This is a genomic window from Streptomyces sp. DvalAA-43, from assembly GCF_900091725.1.
Taxonomy (GTDB): Bacteria; Actinomycetota; Actinomycetes; order Streptomycetales; family Streptomycetaceae; genus Streptomyces; species Streptomyces pulveraceus.
Genome location: NZ_FMBW01000044.1, coordinates 149,667 through 174,634 on the forward strand (window position 1 = coordinate 149,667; position 24,968 = coordinate 174,634).

The window sequence follows — 24,968 nt, forward strand, 5'->3', positions numbered from 1 at the left end:
GATACGCCGAACCGGCGAGGGCGGGGGCTAGCGACCGTTCATGTGCATGACGCTCTCGGGGTATCGGCCACCGGCGACCACCGACGGCGGCAGCGCCGCGTCCAGGCGGCGGAGTTCGTCCGGGCCGAGCGTGATCTCCGTCGCCGCGAGATTCTCCTCCAGCGTCGCCCTGCGCTTCGTGCCCGGGATGGGCGCGATGTCGTCGCCCTGGTGCAGCAGCCAGGCGAGCGACACCTGGGCCGGGGTCGCGCCGCGCCCGCGGGAGATGTCCCGGACCACGTCGGCAGCCGCGGAATTGATCCTGAAATTGTCTCCCTGGAATCGCGGATCATGCCTGCGGTAGTCGTTCTCCGGGTATTCCTCCGCGCGGACCGCCGTGCCGGTCAGGAATCCGCGACCCAGCGGAGAATAGGGAACGAGACCGATGCCCAGATCTCGGATCACCGGCAGGATCTCCTGCTCCAGATGGCGTTCCCACAGGGAGTACTCCGTCTGCAGCACCGCGACGGGCCAGACATCGTGGGCCCGCCGGATCGTGCCGGGGCCGGCCTCCGAGAGGCCGAAGTGCAGCACCTTTCCGTCCGCGACGAGCTCGCCGACCGCTCCCGCGACGTCCTCTATCGGCACCTCCAGGTCCACCCGGTGCTGATACAGGACGTCGATCCGGTCCGTGCCCAGCCGCCGCAGGCTCTCGTCGACCACCCGCCGGATGTGCTCGGGCCGACTGTTGAGCGCGCCGCGCCGAGTGCCCTCGTACTCCCAGCCGAACTTCGTCGCGACCACCGCGCCGTCCCGGCGGCTCCCCAGCGCCTTGCCCAGGAGTTCCTCGTTGACGAACGGGCCGTACGCCTCCGCGGTGTCGAAGAAATTGCAGCCGAGTTCGAGAGCGCGGTGGATCGTCCTGATCGATTCCTTGTCGTCCGGTAACCCATAGGTCTGGCTCATTCCCATGCACCCGAGCCCGAGGGCGGAAACCTCCAGCCCGGTACGTCCCAGTCGGCGGCGAGGAATTTCCATATCTGCCGAGTTCATTTTCTGGTCCTTTTCTGATATTCGCCGGATTCTGTGTGGTGGCCGGGATCGTATCAGCGTAGAGAATCTTCCGATTCGTCGAGCGATGATTCTCGGAAGCCCACGGTTTCCGGAGTCGGATGGATGCCCGGCATCGCCATGCCGCCCCCGGTGGTGTCCCGGTGTCCGCGTGCGTGGGGGTGGCGGGCAGGGAGTCCAGGGGCTGTCAGTGGTGCATGGGATGCTGGACGGCGATGGCCACCAGAAGGAATTCCACCGACGACCCGCTCGCCCCCCTCACCCTCGCCGTGGGCCAGGAGGACCTGCTCCTCGACCGCGCCGTGCAGCAGGTGGTGGCGGCGGCCCGCGCCTCCGACCCCGACACGGACGTTCGCGACCTCGCTTCCGACCAGCTCCAGCCCGGCACCCTCGCCGAGCTGACGAGCCCCTCGCTCTTCGCCGAGCGCAAGGTGGTGATCGTGCGCAACGCGCAGGACCTCTCCGCCGACACGGTCAAGGACGTCAAGGCGTATCTCGGCGATCCGGTCGAGGAGATCACCCTCGTGCTGCTGCACGCGGGCGGTGCCAAGGGCAAGGGCCTGCTGGACGCGGCGCGCAAGGCGGGGGCGCGGGAGGTCGCGTGCCCGAAGACGACCAAGCCGGCCGAGCGGCTGTCGTTCGTACGGTCGGAGTTCCGGGCGCTGGGGCGTTCGGCGACGCCCGAGGCGTGCCAGGCGCTGGTCGACTCCATCGGCAGCGATCTGCGGGAGCTGGCGAGCGCGGTCTCGCAGCTCGTCGCGGATGTCGAGGGCACCATCGACGAGACGGTCGTCGCCCGTTACTACACGGGCCGTGCCGAGGCGTCGAGCTTCACGGTCGCCGACCGCGCGGTGGAGGGGCGCGCCGCGGAGGCACTGGAGGCGCTGCGCTGGTCGTTGTCGACGGGAGTGGCGCCGGTGCTGATCACGAGCGCGCTGGCACAGGGCGTACGGGCCATCGGAAAGCTGTCCTCGGCCCGCGGCGGCCGGCCCGCGGACCTCGCCCGTGAACTGGGCATGCCGCCGTGGAAGATCGACCGGGTGCGGCAGCAGATGCGTGGCTGGACGCCGGACGGGGTGGCCCTGGCGCTGCGGGCGGTCGCGGACGCGGACGCGGGCGTCAAGGGCGGCGGCGACGATCCGGAGTACGCGCTGGAGAAGGCCGTGGTGGCGGTGGCGCGGGCGGCGAGGTCGGGGCGGTAGCGCGCCCGGACCCGGGGCCGGTGCCGTCAGGCAACCGGCTTCGTCCGTACGGGCCGGTCGCCTGACGGATCCGGGCCCGCCCGGACAGCTCCCGTCAGGCGGCAGCGCATGCGCCGAAGCCTGGCGCGTGCACACGCCCGAGCCCCGCGCACGGGCCGGGCCCGCGCCGGGCAGCCCTCGACGCCGGCCCAGGCGGCACCGCACACGCCGAAGCCCCGGTCCTCGCTCTGGGGAGAGCGGGGCCGGGGCTTCGGTTCACGCTTGGTGCGCCGCACCCGCGTGGCGAACGCAGGTTCGGTGTGCGGCGCGGGGTGCCGGTCAGGAGCGGGAGAGAGGGCCCGCTGGGTCCGTCCCGGCGATCACATCAGAATGCTCAGCCCTGGAGGGAGGCAACCTTGGAGGCCAGCGCCGACTTCTTGTTGGCGGCGGCGTTCTTGTGGATGACACCCTTCGAGACGGCCTTGTCGAGCGCGCGGGAGGCGTCGCGAGCGGCCGAGGTGGCCTTCTCGACGTCACCGGCGGCGGCAGCCTCACGGGCCTTGCGGATAGCGGTCTTGAGCGAGGACTTGACGGCCTTGTTGCGCAGGCGCGCCTTCTCGTTCGTCTTGTTCCGCTTGATCTGGGACTTGATGTTCGCCACGAAAGAGCCTTTTCAGGTTCGTTGGATCTTCGATGTGCGCCCCACGGCCTGAGAGAGTCGCGAGGCACAGCTGTCAACGGTACCAGCCCCGCTCCGACCGGCCCAAACCGGTCTCCGCCCCGCAACCATGGGACGATGGAGGCTACGTATCGATCCGACCGAACCGACATCGACCCGAGACACGGCGTTCGGCGTCTCAAGAATCAGGACCCTGCGTGCCCGCGACTCCTACCAACGTGCCCGAGCCGAGCCGTACCGACCCGGCGCTGATCCGCAACTTCTGCATCATCGCGCACATCGACCACGGCAAGTCGACCCTTGCCGACCGGATGCTCCAGCTGACCGGCGTGGTCGACCAGCGGCAGATGCGCGCTCAGTACCTCGACCGGATGGACATCGAGCGCGAGCGCGGCATCACCATCAAGTCCCAGGCCGTGCGTCTGCCCTGGGCGCCCACCACGGGCGAGGGCGAGGGCCGCACCCATGTCCTCAACATGATCGACACCCCGGGCCACGTGGACTTCACCTATGAGGTCTCTCGCTCGCTCGCCGCCTGCGAGGGCACGGTCCTCCTGGTCGACGCCGCGCAGGGCATCGAGGCCCAGACGCTCGCCAACCTCTACCTGGCGATGGAGAACGACCTCACCATCGTCCCGGTGCTCAACAAGATCGACCTGCCGGCCGCGCAGCCCGAGAAGTTCTCCGAGGAGCTGGCCAACCTCATCGGCTGCCAGCCGGAGGACGTGCTCAAGGTCTCCGCGAAGACCGGCGTCGGCGTGGACGCGCTGCTCGACCGGGTGGTCAGGGACGTCCCGGCCCCGATCGGCCAGGCGGACGCCCCGGCCCGCGCGATGATCTTCGACTCGGTCTACGACTCGTACCGCGGTGTCGTCACGTACGTCCGTGTCGTCGACGGCCAGCTCAACAAGCGCGAGCGCATCAGGATGATGTCCACCGGCGCCACCCACGAGCTGCTGGAGATCGGGGTCTCCTCCCCGGAGATGACCCCGGCCGACGGCCTCGGTGTGGGCGAGGTCGGCTACATCATCACCGGGGTGAAGGACGTCCGGCAGTCCAAGGTCGGTGACACCATCACCTCCCTGAACAAGGGCGCGACCGAGGCGCTGGGCGGCTACAAGGACCCCAAGCCGATGGTCTTCTCGGGCCTGTACCCGCTGGACGGATCGGACTACCCGGACCTGCGCGAGGCGCTGGACAAGCTCCAGCTCAACGACGCCGCCCTGGTGTACGAGCCGGAGACCTCCGCGGCCCTCGGCTTCGGCTTCCGCGTCGGCTTCCTCGGACTGCTCCACCTCGACGTGATCCGGGAGCGGCTGGAGCGCGAGTTCGGCCTCGAACTCATCGCCACCGCCCCCAACGTGGTCTACCGCGTCGAGATGGAGGACGGCACCGAGCACACCGTCACCAACCCGAGCGAATTCCCCGAGGGCAAGATCGACAAGGTGCACGAGCCCGTCGTGCGCGCCACGGTCCTGGCCCCCAGCGAGTTCATCGGCGCGATCATGGAGCTCTGCCAGCAGCGGCGCGGCACCCTGCTCGGCATGGACTACCTCTCCGAGGACCGGGTCGAGATCCGCTACACCCTGCCGCTCGCCGAGATCGTCTTCGACTTCTTCGACCAGCTGAAGTCCAAGACGCGGGGTTACGCCTCGCTCGACTACGAGCCCACCGGCGAGCAGTCCGCCCAGCTCGTCAAGGTCGACATCCTGCTGCACGGCGACAAGGTCGACGCCTTCTCCGCGGTCACGCACAAGGACAAGGCGTACGCGTACGGCGTCCGGCTCGTCGCCAAGCTGCGCGAGCTGATCCCGCGGCAGAACTTCGAGGTGCCGATCCAGGCCGCCATCGGCTCCCGGGTCATCGCCCGTGAGACGGTCCGCGCCATCCGCAAGGACGTCCTCGCCAAGTGCTACGGCGGTGACATCTCCCGTAAGCGGAAGCTGCTGGAGAAGCAGAAGGAGGGCAAGAAGCGGATGAAGATGGTCGGCAATGTGGAGGTGCCGCAGGAGGCCTTCATCGCCGTGCTGTCCACCGACGAGTCGGGTGGGGAAGGCAAGGGCAAGAAGTAGCCCGCCGCGGGCGTCGCCGGAACCCGAGGTCCGGCTCCGCCCCCGCCCCTACCCGGTGGTAGCCCGAACAGGCCCCTGTGCCGCAGCACCCTGCGGCGTGGGGGCCCGTTTGTTATCAAGCGGCGGCCCGTTGCCTCTTACGCGGTGGACCCGGGCGCTCTACCCTGATCACGGCTTCGTAGTTACTCACCAGTTAAACAAGCCCCGCCCGGGACGAACCCGCAGGACAGCGGAGCGAGCCACGCAGAACAAGCACCGCAGGATCAAGCACGCAGACACCCGCAGGAATCAGCAGCAACCAGCAGCCGGTCGTGAAGCACTGCCGCAGGCCCGGAGGACGTCGTGAGCGACACACTGACCTTGATCGATAACCGACCGCCCTCCGTGGCGAACCTCTTCATCGACCGCGTGGCGGCCACCCCGGACGGGGAGGCCTACCGCTACCCCGTCCCCCCGGCCTCCGGCGAGGGGCCCGATGAGTGGAAGTCGCTGAGCTGGGCGCAGGCCGCCGAGCGGGTCTACGCCATCGCGGCAGGGCTCATCGTGCTGGGGGTGCGGCCGGAGGAGCGGATCGCGCTCGCCGCCGGCACGCGGGTGGAATGGATCCTGGCCGACCTCGGCGTGATGTGCGCGGGTGCCGCCACCACCACGATCTACCCCTCGACCAACGCGGAGGAGTCGGCGTTCATCCTCTCCGACTCCGAGAGCCGGGTGCTGATCGCCGAGGACGCCGCCCAGCTGGCCAAGGCCCGCGAGCACCGCGCCGAGCTGCCGGACCTCGCCCATGTCGTCGTCATCGACCCCGAGGGCGCCGGACCCGCCGGGGGCGACCCCGACGGCTGGGTGCTCACCCTCGCCGATCTGGAGGCCCGCGGCGCCGAGCACCTGGCGAAGCACCCCGAGGCGATCAAGGAGCGGGTCGCCGCCATCACGGCCGACCAGCTGGCCACCCTGATCTACACCTCGGGCACCACCGGCCGCCCCAAGGGCGTACGCCTGCCGCACGACAACTGGTCGTACATGGCCAAGGCCACCGTCTCCACCGGGCTGATCACCAAGGACGACGTCCAGTACCTCTGGCTGCCGCTCGCGCACGTCTTCGGCAAGGTCCTCACCTCGGGCCAGATCGAGGTCGGCCACGTCACCGCCGTCGACGGCCGGGTCGACAAGATCATCGAGAACCTGCCGGTGGTCCAGCCGACGTACATGGCCGCCGTGCCCCGTATCTTCGAGAAGGTCTACAACGGCGTCGCCGCCAAGGCGCGGGCCGGGGGCGGGGCCAAGTACAAGATCTTCCAGTGGGCGGCCGGCGTCGCCCGTGAGTACGCGAAGGTCTCGCAGGACAACTTCCGGCACACCGGCACGGCCTCCGTACCGTTCGCGCTCGGGGCCAAGCACAAGGTCGCCGACGCCCTCGTCTTCGCCAAGATCCGTGAGGCCTTCGGCGGCCGGCTGCGCGCCTGCGTCTCCGGCTCCGCCGCCCTCGCCCCCGACATCGGTTACTTCTTCGCGGGTGCCGGGATCCACATCCTGGAGGGCTACGGCCTCACCGAGTCCAGCGCCGCCTCGTTCGTCAACCCGGGCGAGGCCTACCGCACCGGCACCGTCGGCAAGCCGCTCCCCGGCACCGAGGTACGGATCGCGGACGACGGCGAGATCCTGCTCCGCGGCCCCGGTCTGATGGAGGGTTACCACGGGCAGCCGGAGAAGACCGCCGAGGTGCTGGAGTCGGACGGCTGGTTCCACACCGGCGACATCGGCGAGCTGTCCGTGGACGGCTACCTCCGGATCACCGACCGCAAGAAGGACCTGATCAAGACGTCGGGCGGCAAGTACATCGCCCCGGCGGAGGTCGAGGGACAGTTCAAGGCGGTCTGCCCGTTCGTCTCCAACATCCTGGTGCACGGCGCGGACCGCAATTTCTGCACCGCCCTGATCGCGCTCGACGAGCCGACCATCCTCGGCTGGGCCGCCGAGAACGGACTGGGCGGGAAGCCGTACGCCGAAGTGGTGGCCTCCCCGCAGGCCGTCGCGCTCATCGAGGGCTATGTGAAGCGCCTCAACGAGGGGCTGCAGCGCTGGCAGACCATCAAGAAGTTCCGGCTGCTGCCCCGTGACCTCGACATCGAGCACGGCGAGCTGACGCCCAGCCTCAAGCTGAAGCGGCCGGTCGTCGAGCGCGCGTACAAGGGCCTCATCGACGACATGTACGCGGGGACCCGCGAGGCATAGGGCCTGTCCCCACGGCGTTCCGCCCCGCCCATTTTCTCCGCTCACTTCGGCAACTCGCTGCTTATGGGCTTGGTCCATCTGTCACTCTGTCGGTGTCGTCAGCGCCGCCCAACGAGAACAGACAGACAGCAACGAGAACAAACAGAGCGAGCACAGGTCAGGAGCTGCGCCGTGGGGCCCATTCCCTTGCAGCGGGACATCGTTCAGCGTCCCGGTATTCCCGCAGGCCGTGCGGACGCGCGGCCGGCCGCCCATACGTCCCTGCCCGGAAACCTCCTCGCGCCCTCCGCCGCCCGCCGGTTCGTCCGGGCCGCGCTCGACGAGTGGACCGGGCTCGGGCTGCCGACGGCGGTGGGCTTCAGCGAGCGGGTGGCGGAGGACGCGGAGATCGTCGTCAGCGAGCTGGTCACCAACGCGGTCGTGCACGCCGGGACCACGGTGGAACTGCTCGCCCGGCTGGAGGAGGCCACCGAGGACGAGGTCGCGGCCCTGGTACTGGAGGTCTCGGACCACCACCCGGCCCGCGCGGTGCGCAGCGACCGCCCGGAGACCGGAAGCGCGGCCGAGGCGGCGGAGGGCGCCGGCCTCAACGGCCCCGACGACCCCGCCGACTACGGCCGCGGGCTCCAGCTCGTCGGCACCCTCGCCGAGCGCTGGGGCATCACCTACCGCACCGGCCTCAAGACCGTCTGGGCCCGGCTTCCCGTGGACAACTGGAACCCGTTCCCGGAACCGGCGGCCGATCCCGGCTTCCAGCAGGGACTGCGCGCGGCCGAGCTGCTCGCCCCCACCGCCCGGCGCGCGCTGCGCGACGACGCGGACTGGGCCGGCCGCGGCGCGCTCTCCTTCCTCGCCGAGGCCTCGGACCTGCTCGCCGGCCAGCTCGACGAGGACATCGTGGCGGCGCTCTCCGGGCAATTACTGGTGCCCAGGCTCGCCGACTGGTGCGCGATCTGGCTGGAACCCGAGAACGGCGGCCCCTCGGCCGTCCCCCGGCTCGCCAGCGTCTGGCACCGGGACGAGGCCGAGACCGGACAGCTGCGCACCCTGCTGGAGCAGGACCCGATCCGGCTCCCCGAGAGGGTCGGCACCGGGCCCGTCTCCATGCCCTGGCCCGGCGGCGAGGAGGAGCACGGGGAGACCGACGAGCCCGTCGTGTCCGCCCTCGCCTACCGGATCACCTCCGGCGGCCGGACCCTCGGCGCCGTACTCCTCGGCCGGGAGGGGCTCACCCGCGTCCCCGACGAAGTGACCGCGCTCATCGAGGACTTCGTACGCCGGGTCGGTCTCGCCGTCGGCGCCGCCCGCGAGTACACCCGACAGGCCACCATCAGCCGCATCCTGCAGCGCGCACTGCTGCCCGGCAAGGTCGCCGACATACCCGGCGTCTCCAGTTCGCTGGTGTACGAACCCAGCGACGACGGCGTCGTCGGCGGTGACTTCTACGACATCTTCCCGTGCCCCGGCGACCGCTGGTGCTTCGTGCTCGGCGATGTGCAGGGCAGCGGCCCCGAGGCCGCCGTCGTCACCGGCCTCGCCCGGCCCTGGCTGCGGCTGCTGGCCCGTGAGGGCTTCGGCGTCGGCGAGGTCCTGGACCGGCTCAACCGGCTGCTCCTCGACGACGCGATGGAGGCCGCCGAGGCCGCCGCCCTCATGGTGGCCGCCGCCGGCGGCCAGCAGACGGCGGACACCGGACAGTCCCGCTTCCTGTCCCTGCTGTACGGGGAACTCGTACCGCTGCCCGGCGGCGGTGTCCACTGCACCCTGGCCAGCGCCGGCCACCCGCTGCCGCTGCTGCTGCGGCCCGACGGCGAGGTCCGCCCGGCCGCCGAGCCGCAGATACTGCTCGGGATCTTCGACGACGTCGCGTACGAGAGCCAGAGCTTCGATCTGGCGCCCGGCGACAGCCTGCTGTGCGTCACGGACGGAGTGACCGAGCGGCGCTCCGGGACCCTGATGTTCGACGACGGCGACGGCCTGGCCCGAGCCCTGGCCGACTGCACCGGGCTGTCGGCGGACGGCATCGCGGACCGGATCAAGCGGGCCGTGCACGAATTCGCCGAGCGGCCGCCCGACGACGATCTGGCGCTGCTGGTGCTCCAGGCGGGGTGAGGCCCGCTCCCGGGGCGGGCGGCCGCCGTGATCACGGGCGTGGCCCGGGGTTCCCCGGCGGCGAGCGACAATGGGCGGTATGCCTTCCGTACTGCCTGATGGTGAACCCGTACCCGACGACGGGGCGCTGCCCCGCCATGCCCTGGAAGGCGCCGCCGACCGGCCGCTCGGCTTCTACCTGCACGTGCCGTACTGCGCGACCCGCTGCGGCTACTGCGACTTCAACACCTACACCGCCACCGAGCTGCGCGGCTCCGGCGGCGCGCTGGCCTCCCGGGACAACTACGCCGAGCATCTGATCGGCGAGGTCCGCCAGGCCCGCAAGGTCCTGGGCGACGATCCGCGTCCGGTCCGGACGGTCTTCGTCGGCGGCGGTACGCCGACCCTGCTGGCGGCCGCGGACCTGGTCCGGATGCTGGGGGCGATCCGCGAGGAGTTCGGGCTCGCTGACGACGCCGAGATCACCACCGAGGCCAACCCGGAGTCCGTCGGTCCGGCGTACCTCGCCGAGCTGCGGGCGGGCGGCTTCAACCGGATCTCGTTCGGGATGCAGAGCGCCCGGCAGCACGTGCTGAAGATCCTGGACCGTACGCACACGCCGGGGCGGCCCGAGGCCTGTGTCGCCGAGGCCCGTGCGGCGGGCTTCGAGCACGTCAACCTCGACCTGATCTACGGCACGCCGGGGGAGTCCGACGACGACTGGCGGGCCTCGCTGGACGCGGCGATCGGCGCGGGGCCGGACCATGTGTCGGCGTACGCGTTGATCGTCGAGGAGGGGACGCAGCTGGCACGGCGGATCCGGCGCGGCGAGGTCCCGATGACGGACGACGACGTCCACGCCGACCGCTATCTGATCGCCGACGAGGCGATGGCCGCGGCGGGCTTCGCCTGGTACGAGGTGTCGAACTGGGCCCGTACGCCCGAGGGCCGGTGCCTGCACAACGAGCTGTACTGGCGTGGGGCCGACTGGTGGGGCGCCGGGCCCGGGGCGCACAGCCATGTCGGCGGGGTGCGCTGGTGGAACGTGAAGCATCCGGGGGCGTACGCGCAGGCGCTGGCCGAGGGGCGGTCGCCGGGGGCCGGGCGCGAGGTCCTCTCCGAGGAGGACCGGCGGGTCGAGCGGATCCTCCTGGAGCTCCGGCTCGCGGACGGCTGCCCGCTGTCGTTGCTCGCCCCGGCCGGGCTGGCCGCGTCCCGGCGCGCGCTGGCGGACGGGCTGCTGGAGGACGGGCCGTACGAGCGGGGGCGGGCGGTGCTGACCCTGCGGGGGCGGTTGCTGGCGGATGCGGTGGTGCGGGATCTGGTGGACTGAGGGCGGGGCGTGGGGTGTGGTGGGGGTGCCCGCTGCGGGGTGCGCCTGCGGCGGGGTTGTTCCCCTGTCCCGCCCCTTCCCGTAACCGGGGGCTATGCCCCCGGACCCCCGCTCCTCAAACGCCGGAGGGGCTGAAGAGGCCCCCGAGGGGCTGGAAGTTTCGTCGGAGGGGCTGGAATGGACGGCCCCTACTCCGGTGCCGTCACGAAGTCGATCAGGTGTTCCACCGAGCCCAGCAGGGCCGGTTCCAGGTCCCGGTACGAGTGGACCGTGGACAGGATCCGCTGCCAGGCCGCGCCGGTGTTCTCCGGCCAGCCGAGCGCGCGGCACACGCCGGTCTTCCAGTCCTGGCCGCGCGGTACCACCGGCCAGGCCGCGATGCCCGCCGAGGACGGCTTCACCGCCTCCCACACGTCGATGTAGGGGTGGCCGAGCACCAGCACGTTCGCGTCCGAGACCTGGGCGGCGATCCGGGACTCCTTGGAGCCGGGCACCAGGTGGTCGACCAGCACGCCCAGCCGGGCGTCCGGGCCGGGGGAGAAGTCGCGCACGATGGCGGGGAGGTCGTCGATGCCCTCCAGGTACTCCACGACCACGCCCTCGATCCGCAGGTCGTCGCCCCAGACCCGCTCGACCAGCTCCGCGTCGTGCCTCCCCTCCACATAGATCCGGCCCGCCCGCGCGACCCGGGCGCGCGCCCCCGGGACCGCGACCGAACCCGAGGCCGTACGGGCGGGGCGCACGGGGCCGGCCGCCGAGGGGCGGACGAGGGTGACCACCCGGCCCTCCAGCAGGAAGCCGCGCGGTTCCATCGGGAAGACCCGGTGTTTGCCGAAGCGGTCCTCCAGGGTCACCGTCGGACCCTGGGCCGTCTTCTCGCAGCGGATCACCGCACCGCAGAATCCGGTGGAGACCTCCTCCACGACCAGATCGGGCTCGGCGGGGACCTCGGGAACGGGGGCGGACCTCTTCCACGGCGGGGTCAGGTCCGGCTGGTAGCTGCGCATCGGACGACGATAGGACGGCCAGGGCCCTCGGGTCACGACACGCCGAAGCGTACGGCCAGTTGTTCGCGCTGGGCCCGGACGAACGCGGCGTCCACCACCGCCCCGTGCCCCGGTACGTACACCGCGTCCTCGCCGCCCAGCTCCAGCACCCGGTCCAGCGCGGCCGGCCAGCGGGACGGGTAGGCGTCGCGGCCCGCCTGCGGTTCGCCGGACTCCTCGACCAGGTCGCCGCAGAGCACGATCGCGGGGGAGCCGGGGACCACCGCCACCAGGTCGTGGCCGCTGTGCGCGGGGCCCACGTCGGCCAGCACCACCTCGCGCCCGCCGCCCAGGCCGAGCGTCCACTCGCCGCACACCTGGTGGTGCGGTGACACCAGCGCGTCGACGGCCTCCGCCGCGTCGTGCTCGGTGACCCCGTGACGTACCGCCGAGGTGTGCAGCTCCGCCTTCCCCCGTTCCAGCAGTTCCGCCAGGCCGACCGCCCCGTACACCTCGGTGCCGGAGAATGCGGCGGTGCCCAGGACATGGTCGAAATGGGGGTGGCTGAGTGCGATATGCGTCACCCTCCGGCCGAACAGGGCCTGGGCCTGGGACCGCACCTCGGCGCCCTCACGGAGCGTCGATCCGGTGTCGAAGAGCAGCACGCCGTCCGCTCCGGCCACCAGTGCGACCGTCGCGTCCCACCCCGGAAGGCGCCGCCGGCCCACTCCGTGACCGAGTCGCTCCCACCCGAACTCTTCCCAAGAGGCATCCATACCGGGACGCTATCGGCAAACGGCTCGCGAGGTCTCGCGGTAGCGTGGCCGGTCGCCCTTGCTAGGCCCCCACTCGGCCGCCGTACACTGGCCGGGGGATTGCTGGCACTCGCGATGACAGAGTGCCAGGCGGATTCCTGGGCAGGGACACAGGAACGACCCGAGAACCACCGAGGAAACACAGCTGGAGGTGTGCGCGATGCTCAGCGAACGCAGACTCGAAGTCCTTCGCGCCATCGTCCAGGACTATGTCGGCACCGAGGAGCCCGTCGGCTCCAAGGCGCTCACCGAGCGGCACAAGCTGGGGGTCTCCCCGGCGACCGTCCGCAACGACATGGCGGTGCTGGAGGACGAGGGTTTCATCGCCCAGCCCCACACCAGTGCCGGACGCATCCCGACGGACAAGGGCTACCGGCTCTTCGTCGACCGGCTCGCGGGGGTCAAGCCCCTCTCGTCGCCGGAGCGCCGGGCCATTCACAACTTCCTCGACGGCGCGGTCGACCTCGACGACGTCGTGGGCCGCACCGTACGGCTGCTCGCGCAGCTGACCCGGCAGGTCGCCATCGTGCAGTACCCCTCGCTGACCCGGTCGACGGTGCGGCATGTGGAACTGCTGTCGCTGGCGTCCGCCCGGCTGATGCTCGTGCTCATCACGGACACCGGCCGGGTCGAACAGCGCATGATCGACTGCCCCGCCCCGTTCGGCGAGACCTCTCTCGCCGATCTGCGGGCCCGGCTCAACAGCCGGGTCGTCGGACGCCGTTTCGCGGACGTCCCGCAGCTGGTGCAGGACCTGCCGGAATCCTTCGAGAGCGAGGACCGGGGAACCGTGTCCACCGTGCTCTCCACCCTGCTCGAAACCCTCGTCGAGGAGACGGAGGAGCGGCTGATGATCGGCGGCACCTCCAACCTCACCCGCTTCGGGCACGACTTCCCGGTGATGATCCGGCCGGTGCTGGAGGCACTGGAGGAACAGGTCGTGCTGCTGAAGCTGCTCGGCGAGGCCAAGGACTCGGGCATGACCGTACGTATCGGGCACGAGAACGCCCACGAGGGGCTCAACTCCACGTCCGTCGTCGCGGTCGGCTACGGTTCGGGCGACGAGGCAGTCGCCAAACTCGGCGTGGTCGGACCGACCCGCATGGACTACCCCGGAACGATGGGAGCGGTACGCGCAGTGGCACGTTACGTCGGACAGATCCTGGCGGAGTCGTAAGTGGCCACGGACTACTACGCCGTACTCGGCGTACGCCGCGACGCATCTCAGGACGAGATCAAGAAGGCATTCCGTCGGCTCGCTCGCGAGCTGCACCCGGATGTGAACCCCGATCCGAAGACCCAGGAGCGGTTCAAGGAGATCAACGCCGCCTACGAGGTGCTGTCGGACCCGCAGAAGAAGCAGGTCTACGACCTCGGCGGCGACCCGCTGTCCGCCTCCGGCGGCGGTGGCGCGGGCGGATTCGGACAGGGTGGCTTCGGCAACTTCTCCGACATCATGGACGCGTTCTTCGGTACGACGTCGCAGCGCGGACCCCGTTCGCGCACCCGGCGCGGCCAGGACGCGATGATCCGTCTGGAGATCGATCTCGCCGAGGCCGCGTTCGGCACCACCAAGGACATCCAGGTCGACACGGCCGTCGTCTGCACGACGTGCAGCGGCGAGGGCGCCGCCCCCGGCACCTCCGCCCAGACCTGTGACATGTGCCGCGGCCGCGGCGAGGTCTCCCAGGTCACCCGGTCCTTCCTCGGCCAGGTCATGACCTCGCGGCCCTGCCCGCAGTGCCAGGGCTTCGGCACGGTCGTGCCGACCCCGTGCCCGGAGTGCGCCGGCGACGGCCGCATCCGTTCGCGGCGCACGCTCACCGTGAAGATCCCCGCCGGTGTCGACAACGGCACCCGCATCCAGCTCGCGGGCGAGGGCGAGGTCGGCCCCGGCGGCGGCCCGGCCGGCGATCTGTACGTGGAGATCCACGAGCTCTCGCACGCGGTGTTCCAGCGCCGGGGCGACGATCTGCACTGCACGGTCACCATCCCCATGACGGCGGGCGCGCTCGGCACCAAGGTGCCGCTGGAGACGCTCGACGGCCTGGAGGAGGTCGACATCCGGCCGGGCACCCAGTCCGGCCAGTCGGTCCCGCTGCACGGACGCGGCATCACGCATCTGCGGGGCGGCGGGCGCGGCGATCTGATCGTGCACGTCGAGGTGATGACTCCGACGAAGCTGGACCCGGAGCAGGAACGGCTGCTGCGGGAGCTGTCGAAGATGCGGGGTGAGGAGCGGCCCACCGGCCAGTTCCAGCCCGGCCAGCAGGGGCTGTTCTCCCGGCTTAAGGACGCGTTCAACGGCCGCTGAGCGGTCTGCCGCACCCTTTCCGGACGCCGGACGGGCCCGCTCGGCGGGCCCGTCCGGCGTTTGAGCGCAGAGCCCGTCCGGCGTTTGAGTACAAAGCGGACCCCGTCCCGCGCTCCCCGGGCCGCGCGGGACGTGACACGATGCGGTCATGTCATCCGCGTTGACCGATCTCTGCCGGTATCCGATCGTTCAGGCCCCGATGGCGGGGGGCGCGTCCTCCCCGCAGCTCGTCGCGGCCGTCTCCGAGGCGGGCGGGCTCGGATTCCTCGCCGCCGGGTACAAGACGGCGGACGGCATGTACCACGAGATCAAACAGCTGAGAGGGCTGACCGGTCAGCCCTTCGGCGTCAATCTCTTCATGCCGCAGCCGGCCCTCGCCGACCCGAGCGCCGTCGAGGTGTACCGGCACCAGCTCGCGGGCGAGGCCGCCTGGTACGAGACCCCGCTCGGCGACCCGGACGCCAGCGGGGGCGACGACGGCTACGAGGCCAAGCTGGCCATCCTCCTGGAGGACCCGGTCCCGGCCGTCTCGTTCACCTTCGGCTGCCCGACCCGTGACACCCTCGACGCGTTCGCCGGTGTCGGCACGTACACCCTTGTGACGGTGACCACGCCCGAGGAGGCCCAGACCGCCCAGTGGGCGGGCGCCGACGCGGTCTGCGTCCAGGGCGTCGAGGCGGGCGGCCACCAGTCCACCCACCGCGACGACCCGCAGGCCGACGGTGCCGGGATCGGACTGCTCTCGCTGGTCGCCCAGGTCCGCGAGACCGTGCAGATCCCGATCGTCGCGACGGGCGGGCTGATGCGCGGGTCCCAGATCGCCGCGGTGCTCGCCGCGGGCGCCGAGGCGGCGCAGCTCGGTACGGCGTTCCTCGCCTGCCCCGAGTCCGGGGCGAGCCCGCTGCACAAGCAGGCCCTGACCAACCCGCTGTTCGTGCGGACCGCCCTGACCCGGGCGTTCTCCGGCCGCCCGGCCCGCGGTCTGGTCAACCGGTTCATGCGCGAGCACGGCCCGTACGCCCCCGCCGCCTATCCGCAGGTCCACTATCTGACCGCCGGGCTGCGCAAGGCGGCGGCGAAGGCCGGGGACGCGCAGGGCATGGCCCTCTGGGCGGGCCAGGGGCACCGGATGGCACGCGAGCTGCCCGCAGGCCGGCTGGTCCGGCTGCTCGCCGAAGAACTGGACGCCGCACGGACGGCAGTGAGCACAGGGAGTACGCAGTGACCGCACCGGTCTTCGTCGTCGAACAGGTCCCCGGCGGACCCGGGTTCGTCCTGGAGGGGCCCGAGGGCAGGCACGCCGTGTCGGTGAAGCGGCTGCGCGCCGGTGAGGACGTCGTGCTCACCGACGGGCGCGGCCACTGGACGGAAGGCACCGTCCTGGCCGCCGAGGGCAAGGACCGGCTCGTCGTCACCGATCTGACCGGGATCCGGGAGGAGCCCCTGCCCGCTCCCCGCATCACCGTCGTCCAGGCCCTGCCCAAGGGCGACCGGGGCGAGGTCGCCGTGGAGACGATGACGGAGACCGGCGTCGACGCGATCGTGCCCTGGCAGGCGGCGCGCTGCATCACCCAGTGGAAGGGTGACCGCGGCCTCAAGTCCCTGGCGAAGTGGCGCAACACCGCCCGGGAGGCGGGCAAGCAGTCCCGCCGGGTGCGCTTCCCCGACGTGGCCGACGCGATGACGACCAAGCAGGTCGCCGCGCTGCTGGCCACGGCGGACTTCGCCGCCGTCCTGCACGAGGACCGGGGACACGACAGCGAGCCGCTGGCCACCGTCCCGCTCCCCGACCGGGGCGAGATCGTGCTGGTCGTCGGCCCCGAGGGCGGTGTGTCGCCGGACGAGCTGGCGCTCTTCGCCGACGCGGGCGCCCGGACCTGCCGGCTCGGGGCGAGCGTGCTGCGCACCTCCACGGCGGGCACGGCGGCGACGGCACTGCTGCTGGGGCGGACCGGCCGCTGGTCGTGAGAGAGGTCCGGTCGTTGGTTGCGAGACCGGCCGCTGGTCGTGAGTCGGGCCGCTGTTCGTGGGGCCGGTCGGCAACTGCCGGTCGGCCGGAGTTCTTTCGTGCGCCCCGGCGGCGCCCCCTGGTGCGACCGCACGCCGTTACCGTCCGGTGGGTAACGGTGGGAAGCTGCCCGTATGTGGACATCAAGGGCATGGGGTCAGGGACGGGAACGGCGCTTTCTGGCCGTGTCCGCACTCGTGGTCGCGGCGGTGGCCGGGGTCACCGCCTGTGAGCCCGCGAACGGGCTGAATTCCGCGTCCATCGCGGTGACCACCGGCCGGGTCGGCACCGGCGCGCTGGAGCGCAACGGGGTCGATGTGCAGTGGCTGAGCTGTACCGCCGGAGCCGACGGGGACCGGGCGTGGGGCGCGTCGCCCGCCGCGACCGTGCGCCGGGTCGCGAACGTGGACTGCAACGGCAGGACCGGGAAGGGAGAGACCATCACCCTCACCGGCAAGGTGACCCAGGAGCTCGGCGGGCGGTGCGTGCGGGGGGACCTGACCGCGAGGACGGGCGGGAAGGACGTCTTCCGGGCGGACGTGCTCGGCAACTGCGACGCCGCCCCCTCGACCGCCGTGCTGAATCCGCTGCCGGCCGGTGGCGGCGCCGCCGTCCGGCCGGCCGTCACGGTCACGGTGACGGTGACCGAAACGCCCCTGGGCAAGTGAGTCCGTCCGGCGCGCGGCGGCCCGTCGGACTCCGGCCAACCCGGTTACGCGGAACAGGACCGCGGCCTAGGGTGACCGATGTGACGCAGCCTGCCTACCTCCGATACCCCCATGTCCAGGGCGATTCGATCGCCTTCACCGCCGAGGACGATGTCTGGCTGGCGCCGCTGGACGGCGGCCGGGCCTGGCGCGTCAGCGCCGACAACCGGCCGGTCACCCACCCGCGGATATCGCCGGACGGAACCCGGGTCGCCTGGACGTCCACCCGGGACGGAGCACCCGAGGTGCACATCGCCCCGGCCGACGGCGGACCCTCCGAGCGGCTCACCTACTGGGGCGACGCGCGGACCGCCGTCCACGGCTGGACGCCCGGGGGCGAGGTGCTGGTCGTCAGCGCCCAGGGACAGGCCTCGCTCCGGCGCACCTGGGCCAGGGCCCTCCCGGTCGACGGCGGACCGGCGCGGACCCTGCCGTACGGGCCGGTCGGCTCGGTCGCGTACGGGCCCGGCGGCCGGGTCCTGCTGCTCTCGGTCACCATGGGGCGCGAGGCCGCCACCTGGAAGCGCTACCGGGGCGGCACGGCGGGCAAGCTGTGGATCGAGCAGGAGCCCGCGGCGGCGGACGGCCCGGCGGAGTTCGTACGGCTCCACGCGGAGCTCGACGGGAACATCGAGTGCCCGATGTGGGTGGGCGGGCGCATCGCCTTCCTCTCCGACCACGAGGGCGCCGGCGCGGTCTACTCCTCGCTCCCGGACGGCTCCGACCTGCGCCGCCACACCGGCGTCGAGGGCTTCTACGCCCGCCACGCGACCTCCGACGGCACCCGCGTCGCCTACGCCTCGGCCGGTGAACTCTGGCTGCTGGACGGCCTCGGAGGCGACGGACCCCGCCGCCTCGACATCCGGCTCGGCGGCCAGCGCGCCGACCTCCAGCCGCACCCCGTGCACGCCGGCAGCCATCTCGACGCCGCCTCCCCGGACCGTACCGGCCGGGGCAGCGCCGTAGGGACGCGCGGCGCCGTCCACTGGGTCACCCACCGCGGGGGCCCGGCCCGCGCACTCGCCGTCGAACCCGGCGTACGGGCCAGACTGCCCCGCGCCTTCCAGGCCGACGGCGACCAGCACGCCGTCTGGGTCACCGACGCCGAGGGCGACGACGCCCTGGAGTGCGCCCCCGCCACCGGCACCGCCCCCGGCGCCGTACCGCGCCGCCTCGCCGCCGGCCGCATCGGCAGGGTCCTCGAACTGGTCCCCGCCCCCGACGGCAGCCGGTTCGCCGTCGCCGCGCACGACGGGCGGATCCTGATCGTCGAGCGGGAGAGCGGCGAGGTCCACGAGGTGGACCGCAGCGAGCACGGCGACGCCTCCGGCCTCGTCTTCTCGCCCGACTCCTCCTGGCTCGCCTGGTCCCACCCCGGGCCCGGTCCGCTCAGCCTGCTCAAGCTCGCGCACCTCGCCGATCTGTCGGTCGCCGAGGCCACACCGCTGCGCTTCCGGGATTTCGCCCCCGCGTTCACCGGCGACGGCAAGCACCTGGCGTTCCTCTCCGAGCGGTCCTTCGACCCGGTCTACGACGCCCATGTCTTCGACCTGGCGTTCCTCGGCACCTGCCGCCCGTATCTGCTGACGCTCGCCGCCACCACGCCCTCCCCGTTCGGGCCGCAGCGCCACGGCCGCCCGACCGAGAAGGAGAAGGGCGGCGGCGAGGGCGATCAGGACAACCCGACCGCGCTGCCCGTCACCCGGATCGACCTCGAAGGGCTCGCCGACCGGATCGTGCCGCTGCCCGTCGAGGCCGGCAGCTACTCCACACTGCGCGCCGCGAAGGACGGGCTGCTGTGGCTGAACCACCCGGTGACCGGGGTGCTCGGCACGAGCGCCGCCACCCCCGACTCCGGGCGGCCCGAGACCGTCCTGGAGCGGTACGACCTGGAGAAGCTGCGCTGCGAGGAACTCGCCTCGGGCGTCTCGGACTTCGCGGTCAGCGGGGATGGCAAGCGGCTCGTCCTGCACACCCGGGGCAAGCTGCGCGTCGTGCCGTCCGACAGCCATGTCGCGGCCGATGACGACGACGGCGGCAGCGACGGCGGCGTCACCGTCGACCTCTCCCGGATCCGGCGGATCCTCGAACCCGCCGCCGAATGGCGCCAGATGTACGACGAGGCCGGGCGCATCATGCGGGACAACTTCTGGCGCCCCGACATGGGCGGCCTCGACTGGGACGGAGTCCTGGAGCGCTACCGCCCGGTGCTGGAGCGGGTCGCCACCCACGACGACCTGATGGACCTGCTCTGGGAGGTCCACGGGGAACTCGGCACCTCGCACGCCTATGTGATCCCGTCCGATGGATGGCGCGACGAATCGGCCCGCCAGGGGCTGCTCGGTGCGGACATCTCCCGTACGGACGAGGGCGGTTGGCGCATCGACCGGATCCTGCCGTCCGAGACCTCCGACCCGGAGGCCCGCTCGCCGCTCACCGCGCCCGGGGTGGCGGTACGCCCCGGTGATGTGATCCTCGCCGTCGACGGCTGCCCGGTCGACCCGGTGGCCGGGCCCGGACCGCTGCTCACCGGCTCGGCCGACAAGCCGGTCGAGCTGACCGTCTCGCCGGCGGGCGGCGGCGACCCCCGTCATGTCGTCGTCGTACCGGTCGCCGACGAGGAGGCGCTGCGCTACCACGCGTGGGTCGCCGACCGGCGGGCCCATGTGCACGAGCGGTCCGGCGGACGCCTCGGCTATCTCCACATCCCCGACATGGTCGGCTCGGGCTGGGCGCAGCTCCACCGCGATCTGCGCGTCGAGGTGGCCCGTGAGGGGCTGGTCGTGGACGTCCGGGAGAACCGCGGCGGCCACATCTCGCAGCTGATCGTGGAGAAGCTCGCCCGCCGTGTCGTCGGCTGGGACGTGCCGCGCGGTATGCGGCCGTTCAGCTACCCGCAGGACGCGCCGCGCGGCCCCGTGGTCGCGGTGGCCAACGAGTTCTCCGGCTCGGACGGCGACATCGTGAACGCCGCGATCAAGGCGCTGCGCATCGGGCCGGTCGTCGGCACCCGGACCTGGGGCGGTGTGGTCGGCATCGACAGCAAGTACCGGCTGGTGGACGGGACGTTGGTCACCCAGCCCAAGTACGCGTTCTGGTTCGAGGGCTATGGCTGGGACGTGGAGAACCGCGGGGTCGATCCCGATGTCGAGGTCGTGATGGCGCCGCAGGACCATGTGGCGGGGCGGGATCCGCAGTTGGACGAGGCGATCCGGATCGCGCTTGCGTCGCTGGCGGAGACGCCGGCGGTGCGCGCGCCGGAGTTGCCGGTGTTGCCGGAGGCGTAGGGGGCGGGGTGCGGTGGGTGTCCGCTGCGGGGTGCGCCTGCGGCGGGCTTGTTCCCCTGCCCCGCCCCTTCCCGTAACCGGGGGCTCTGCCCCCGGACCCCCGCTCCTCAAACACCGGAGGGGCTGGGGATGTCCGCCGAAGGTGGCCGAGATCTCCGCCGGGGTGGCCGGGGATGTCCGCCGGAGGGGCTGAAGAGGCCCCCGAGGGGCCGGGATGTCCGCCGGAGGGGGCAAGGTCCCTCGCAGGCGGCCCGATAGCATGCCGTACGGCGATCATCGCCACCGTCGCCGCCACCGTAATCGTGACCTTCTACCGAGGAGCCGCCCCATGGCAGGAGAACCGCAGCCCGACTGCCTGTTCTGCAAGATCGTCTCGGGTGAGATCCCGGCCACCATCGTCCGCGAGACCGAAACCACCGTCGCCTTCCGGGACATCAACCCGCAGGCCCCCACCCACGTACTCGTCATTCCCCGCGTCCACCACCCGGACGCCGCCGCGCTCGCCGCCGCCGAGCCGGCGATCGCCGCCGACGTCCTGCGTGAGACCGGGCAGGTCGCCGCCGACGAGAAGATCGTGGACACCGGCTACCGGGTCGTCTTCAACACCGGCTCCGGCGCGGGCCAGACCGTCTTCCACGCGCACGCCCACGTCCTGGGCGGCCGCGGCCTCCAGTGGCCCCCCGGCTAGAACGGCCGATCGCACACCGTGTCCGTACGTGAACTCGTGGTCCTCGGCACCGCCAGCCAGGTCCCGACCAGACACCGCAACCACAACGGCTATCTGCTGCGCTGGGACGGCGAGGGCATCCTCTTCGACCCCGGTGAGGGCACCCAGCGCCAGATGCTGCGGGCCGGGGTCGCCGCGCACGACATCGACCGGATCTGCGTCACGCACTTCCACGGCGACCACTCGCTGGGCCTGGCCGGGGTGATCCAGCGGATCAACCTCGACCAGGTCCCGCACCCGGTCACCGCGCACTACCCGGCGAGCGGGCAGCACTTCTTCGAGCGGCTGCGGTACGCCACCGCCTACCGCGAGTCCGTCGAGCTGACCGAGGCCCCGGTCGCCGCCGACGGGGTGCTCGCCACCACCGACGCGTACACGCTCAGCACCCACCGGCTCTCGCACCCCGTCGAGTCGTACGGCTACCGGCTCGTCGAGCCCGACGGGCGCCGCATGCTGCCCGCGAAACTCGCCGAGCACGGCATCAAGGGGCCGGACGTCGGCCGGATCCAGCGGGACGGCTCCCTCGGCGGCGTGACGCTCGACGACGTCTCCGAGCGCAGGCGCGGTCAGCGGTTCGCGTTCATCATGGACACGAGGCTCTGCGACGGCGTGCGGGTGCTCGCCGAGGGCTGCGATCTGCTGGTCATCGAGTCGACCTTCCTCGACGAGGACGAACGGCTCGCCACCGACCACGGCCATCTGACCGCCGGACAGGCGGCCCGGGTGGCCCGGGACGCGGGCGTACGGCACCTCGTGCTGACGCACTTCTCGCAGCGGTACGACGACCCGGCCGTCTTCGAGAACCAGGCCCGCGCGGCGGGGTTCGAGGGTGAACTGACCGTCGCCCAGGACCTCGGCCGGGTCCCCGTGCCCAAGCGGCACCCCTGAACACGACAGCACCGATCAGCACCGCATCAGCACCACCGTCTGTGAGCGTGAAAACCCGTGCACCTCCCCAAGGCCGAACTCCACCTCCACATCGAAGGCACCCTCGAACCCGAGCTGGCCTTCGCGCTCGCCGCGCGCAACGGCGTGCGGCTGCCGTACGCGGACACCGAAGAGCTCCGCACCGCCTACCTCTTCGACGACCTGCAGAGCTTCCTGGACCTGTACTACGCGCTGATGGCGGTGCTCCGGACCGAGGAGGACTTCGAGGAGCTCGCCGACGCCTATCTCGCCCGCGCCGCCGCACAGGGCGTCCGGCACGCGGAGATCTTCTTCGACCCGCAGGCGCACACCGCGCGCGGCGTCCCGATCGGCACCGTCGTCGAGGGGCTCGGCCGGGCGCTGGACCGCAGCGAGGAGAAGCACGGCATCTCCACCCAGCTGATCATGTGCTTCCTGCGCGACGAGTCGGCCGAGTCGGCGATGGAGACCCTGGAGTCGGCGAAGCCGTATCTGCACCGGATCAGCGCGGTCGGCCTCGACTCGGCGGAGGTCGGCCACCCGCCCGTCAAGTTCCGTGAGGTGTACGAGGCGGCCGGGGCGCTCGGGCTGCGCAGGGTCGCCCATGCCGGGGAGGAGGGCCCGCCCGAGTACATCCGGGAGGCGCTGGACGTCCTCGGGGCCGAGCGCATCGACCACGGGCTGCGTTGCATGGAGGACCCGGAGCTGGTGGAGCGGCTGGTCGCGGACCGGGTGCCGCTCACCCTCTGCCCGCTGTCCAACGTACGGCTGCGCGCCATCGACACCCTGGAGGAACACCCGCTGCGGGCGATGATGGCCGCCGGGCTGCTCTGCACGGTGAACTCCGACGACCCCGCCTACTTCGGCGGGTACGTCGGGGACACCTTCCACGCCGTCCGTGAGGCGCTCGCCCTGGACCACGAGCAGCTGCGCACGCTGGCCCGCAACTCCTTCGAGGCGGCCTTCCTCGACCACGACGAGGAGCGCCGGGCGCGCTATCTGTCCGAGGTCGAGGCGTACGCGTTCGACTGACCGGCACCGCCCGCCGGGCCCGCCGTCCGGAACGCGTTCCGGACCGGGCGCCTGCGGCGCACGGGCAGGCTGATCTCCGTGACGGCCTGCTCGGGCGCGCCCAGCTTGGGCACCGCGCCGGGCACCGCTCCGGTGGTGACGGCGAGCAGCGCGGCCGGTGCGCCGCCCCGGCGGCGTACCGAACCCGGCACCAGCGGGCGGCCACCGGTGTGCAGGGCGACGGCCGTGACCGGGGCCGCGACCAGCAGGGTGACGGCGCCCAGGACCAGGCCCATGACCGGGTATCCGGCCTGCTCGGACAGCACGCTGCCGAGGACCGGCCCGCAGGCCACCCCGACGGACGAGGCGGAGCCCGCGAGGACCGCCCAGCGGCCGCGCACGTCCAGGGAGGCGGCCAGGCCGATCAGATACGACAGGACCACCGGGTAGACGGTGTTCCACAGGATCTCGCCGGTCGCGAACTGGCCGAGGTTCCCGGCCGACGAGCTGAGCACGATGCTCGCCGCGATGATCATGGTGCCCAGGCCGATCGGCACCGCCCGGCCGAGCCGGGCGCCCAGCATCCCCGCACCCATCACCCCGAGCAGTCCCGCGCCGAGCGCGGCCGCGAACACCGCGCCGATGGTGACCTCGGAGAGCCCGACCTGGGCCACGCCGATCCGGCTGCTGACGCCCCACAGCGCGTTCTGCGCCATGGACCAGACGAGCATGCCGCCCGCGAGGACCAGGCCGGAGCGGCGGTGCGGCAGCCGGCCGGCGACCGGGGCGGCGGGACCGGCGGGCGTGGAGCCGCCGAGCCGCCCGGTGGCGGGCCAGACGAGCAGGGCGACCAGGGCGATCGAGGCGAACGGCAGCCGGTGGCCGCCGCCGAGGTGCGGGATCGTCAGATAGAGGGCGCCCGCCGTCGCGGAGACGCTGAGCAGCCCGAGCGACGAGGTCCGGTGCGGGTCGCGCTGGGCGGCGATGCCCGAGGCGGCCACCGCGGTCGCCGTACCGGAGCCGAAGCCCCCGATCATCGCGCCCATGACCACCAGCGGCACCGACCCGGCCAGGGCGGCGCAGCCGTACCCCGCCATGGCCAGCACCAGTCCGATCCGGGCGGGCCGTCGCGGCCCGTACGTCTCGACCCGGCCCGCCAGCGTGAAGCCGGCGGTCGCCGAACTCAGCAGGAGGGCGCTGCCGACCAGGCCGGCCTGGGCCGTACTGAGGCCGAGATAGACGGAGAGCCGCCCGACGATGGTGGGGAGCAGATAGGCGGCGAGGTAGCCGGCGGTGAACACGGCGACCAGGGGCCACGCGGCGCGAGGGCGCGAGGACATGGGCGTTCCTGAAGACATGCCGGAGACGGCAGGGAAGGCAGGGGAGGGTGAAGCAGAAAATACGGGGAATTCGGGCCACTTGTCGGTAACTGTCGCCGAAGGGGCTCGCGGGCCAATTTGTATCAACCACGGCCAGTCGTCCGAAAGCCGCCCTGATGTGATCTGAGTCACATGCGAGTTTGGGTTCGGGGAGCGCGGGTAGCAGCGTTTGTTTACGCGGATCGGTGTC

At 72.0% G+C, this 24,968-nt stretch carries 19 protein-coding genes; 14 read left to right on the forward strand and 5 right to left on the reverse strand.

Annotation, left to right across the window (positions count from 1 at the left end; translation table 11 throughout):
• Positions 1 to 27 precede the first annotated feature (27 nt).
• Positions 28 to 1,032, reverse strand: a complete 1,005-nt coding sequence (locus GA0115234_RS17405; protein WP_370804523.1) for an aldo/keto reductase — start codon at positions 1,030 to 1,032, stop codon at positions 28 to 30.
• A gap of 233 nt (positions 1,033 to 1,265) precedes the next feature.
• On the opposite strand from GA0115234_RS17405, the gene holA reads away from it, so the two are divergent.
• A complete protein-coding gene (holA, locus tag GA0115234_RS17410; RefSeq protein WP_093542643.1) occupies positions 1,266 to 2,252 on the forward strand; it encodes a DNA polymerase III subunit delta in 987 nt (328 codons plus the stop codon).
• 373 nt (positions 2,253 to 2,625) lie between these two features.
• Here holA and rpsT read toward each other — a convergent pair whose 3' ends face one another.
• Positions 2,626 to 2,892, reverse strand: coding sequence for a 30S ribosomal protein S20 (gene rpsT / locus GA0115234_RS17415; RefSeq protein WP_072483588.1), 267 nt, complete (start codon positions 2,890 to 2,892; stop codon positions 2,626 to 2,628).
• A gap of 215 nt (positions 2,893 to 3,107) precedes the next feature.
• Here rpsT and lepA point away from each other — a divergent pair, with 215 nt between their 5' ends.
• The 4 genes from lepA (at position 3,108) to hemW (ending at position 10,638) form a co-directional block, all read left to right on the forward strand.
• Complete coding sequence (gene lepA / locus GA0115234_RS17420) at positions 3,108 to 4,982, forward strand: translation elongation factor 4 (protein WP_093542645.1); 1,875 nt, start codon at positions 3,108 to 3,110, stop codon at positions 4,980 to 4,982.
• 342 nt (positions 4,983 to 5,324) lie between these two features.
• Complete coding sequence (locus tag GA0115234_RS17425; protein ID WP_093542647.1) at positions 5,325 to 7,214, forward strand: AMP-dependent synthetase/ligase; 1,890 nt, start codon at positions 5,325 to 5,327, stop codon at positions 7,212 to 7,214.
• 186 nt (positions 7,215 to 7,400) lie between these two features.
• A complete protein-coding gene (locus GA0115234_RS17430; RefSeq protein WP_093542649.1) occupies positions 7,401 to 9,326 on the forward strand; it encodes an ATP-binding SpoIIE family protein phosphatase in 1,926 nt (641 codons plus the stop codon).
• Between the two features lie 70 nt (positions 9,327 to 9,396).
• On the forward strand, positions 9,397 to 10,638 hold the full coding sequence (gene hemW, locus GA0115234_RS17435; RefSeq protein ID WP_093542651.1) for a radical SAM family heme chaperone HemW: 1,242 nt from the start codon (positions 9,397 to 9,399) through the stop codon (positions 10,636 to 10,638).
• Between the two features lie 188 nt (positions 10,639 to 10,826).
• On the opposite strand, the gene GA0115234_RS17440 is transcribed toward hemW, so the two are convergent.
• Together GA0115234_RS17440 and GA0115234_RS17445 are read right to left on the reverse strand one after the other, a co-directional pair.
• Positions 10,827 to 11,645: a DUF3097 domain-containing protein gene (locus GA0115234_RS17440; protein WP_093542652.1), complete on the reverse strand. Its 819-nt coding sequence runs from the start codon at positions 11,643 to 11,645 to the stop codon at positions 10,827 to 10,829.
• A 32-nt stretch (positions 11,646 to 11,677) separates the two neighbouring features.
• Positions 11,678 to 12,400, reverse strand: coding sequence for an MBL fold metallo-hydrolase (locus GA0115234_RS17445; protein ID WP_093542654.1), 723 nt, complete (start codon positions 12,398 to 12,400; stop codon positions 11,678 to 11,680).
• A 199-nt stretch (positions 12,401 to 12,599) separates the two neighbouring features.
• Here GA0115234_RS17445 and hrcA point away from each other — a divergent pair, with 199 nt between their 5' ends.
• From hrcA to GA0115234_RS17490, 9 genes are all read left to right on the forward strand, one after another.
• Positions 12,600 to 13,616, forward strand: a complete 1,017-nt coding sequence (hrcA, locus tag GA0115234_RS17450; protein WP_093542656.1) for a heat-inducible transcriptional repressor HrcA — start codon at positions 12,600 to 12,602, stop codon at positions 13,614 to 13,616.
• Entirely contained in the window at positions 13,617 to 14,753 is a 1,137-nt protein-coding gene (dnaJ, locus tag GA0115234_RS17455; protein ID WP_093542658.1) for a molecular chaperone DnaJ, read from the forward strand. It begins immediately after the preceding gene.
• 148 nt (positions 14,754 to 14,901) lie between these two features.
• Entirely contained in the window at positions 14,902 to 15,978 is a 1,077-nt protein-coding gene (locus GA0115234_RS17460; RefSeq protein ID WP_093542660.1) for a nitronate monooxygenase, read from the forward strand.
• Positions 15,975 to 16,721, forward strand: a complete 747-nt coding sequence (locus GA0115234_RS17465; RefSeq protein ID WP_093542662.1) for a 16S rRNA (uracil(1498)-N(3))-methyltransferase — start codon at positions 15,975 to 15,977, stop codon at positions 16,719 to 16,721. Before GA0115234_RS17460 ends, GA0115234_RS17465 begins: the two co-directional genes overlap by 4 nt.
• A gap of 225 nt (positions 16,722 to 16,946) precedes the next feature.
• Positions 16,947 to 17,429 carry a hypothetical protein gene (locus GA0115234_RS17470; protein ID WP_093542664.1) on the forward strand — a complete coding sequence of 161 codons (483 nt, stop codon included), beginning with the start codon at positions 16,947 to 16,949 and terminating at the stop codon, positions 17,427 to 17,429.
• Between the two features lie 80 nt (positions 17,430 to 17,509).
• On the forward strand, positions 17,510 to 20,755 hold the full coding sequence (locus GA0115234_RS17475) for a S41 family peptidase (protein WP_093543354.1): 3,246 nt from the start codon (positions 17,510 to 17,512) through the stop codon (positions 20,753 to 20,755).
• A 328-nt stretch (positions 20,756 to 21,083) separates the two neighbouring features.
• On the forward strand, positions 21,084 to 21,443 hold the full coding sequence (locus GA0115234_RS17480) for a histidine triad nucleotide-binding protein (protein WP_093542666.1): 360 nt from the start codon (positions 21,084 to 21,086) through the stop codon (positions 21,441 to 21,443).
• 18 nt (positions 21,444 to 21,461) lie between these two features.
• On the forward strand, positions 21,462 to 22,370 hold the full coding sequence (locus GA0115234_RS17485; RefSeq protein ID WP_093542668.1) for a ribonuclease Z: 909 nt from the start codon (positions 21,462 to 21,464) through the stop codon (positions 22,368 to 22,370).
• Positions 22,371 to 22,427: 57 nt separating this feature from the next.
• A complete protein-coding gene (locus tag GA0115234_RS17490) occupies positions 22,428 to 23,420 on the forward strand; it encodes an adenosine deaminase (RefSeq protein WP_093542670.1) in 993 nt (330 codons plus the stop codon).
• Here GA0115234_RS17490 and GA0115234_RS17495 read toward each other — a convergent pair.
• Positions 23,384 to 24,739 carry an MFS transporter gene (locus GA0115234_RS17495; RefSeq protein ID WP_093542672.1) on the reverse strand — a complete coding sequence of 452 codons (1,356 nt, stop codon included), beginning with the start codon at positions 24,737 to 24,739 and terminating at the stop codon, positions 23,384 to 23,386. The two genes, GA0115234_RS17490 and GA0115234_RS17495, sit on opposite strands and share 37 nt — an antisense overlap.
• Positions 24,740 to 24,968: the final 229 nt, after the last annotated feature.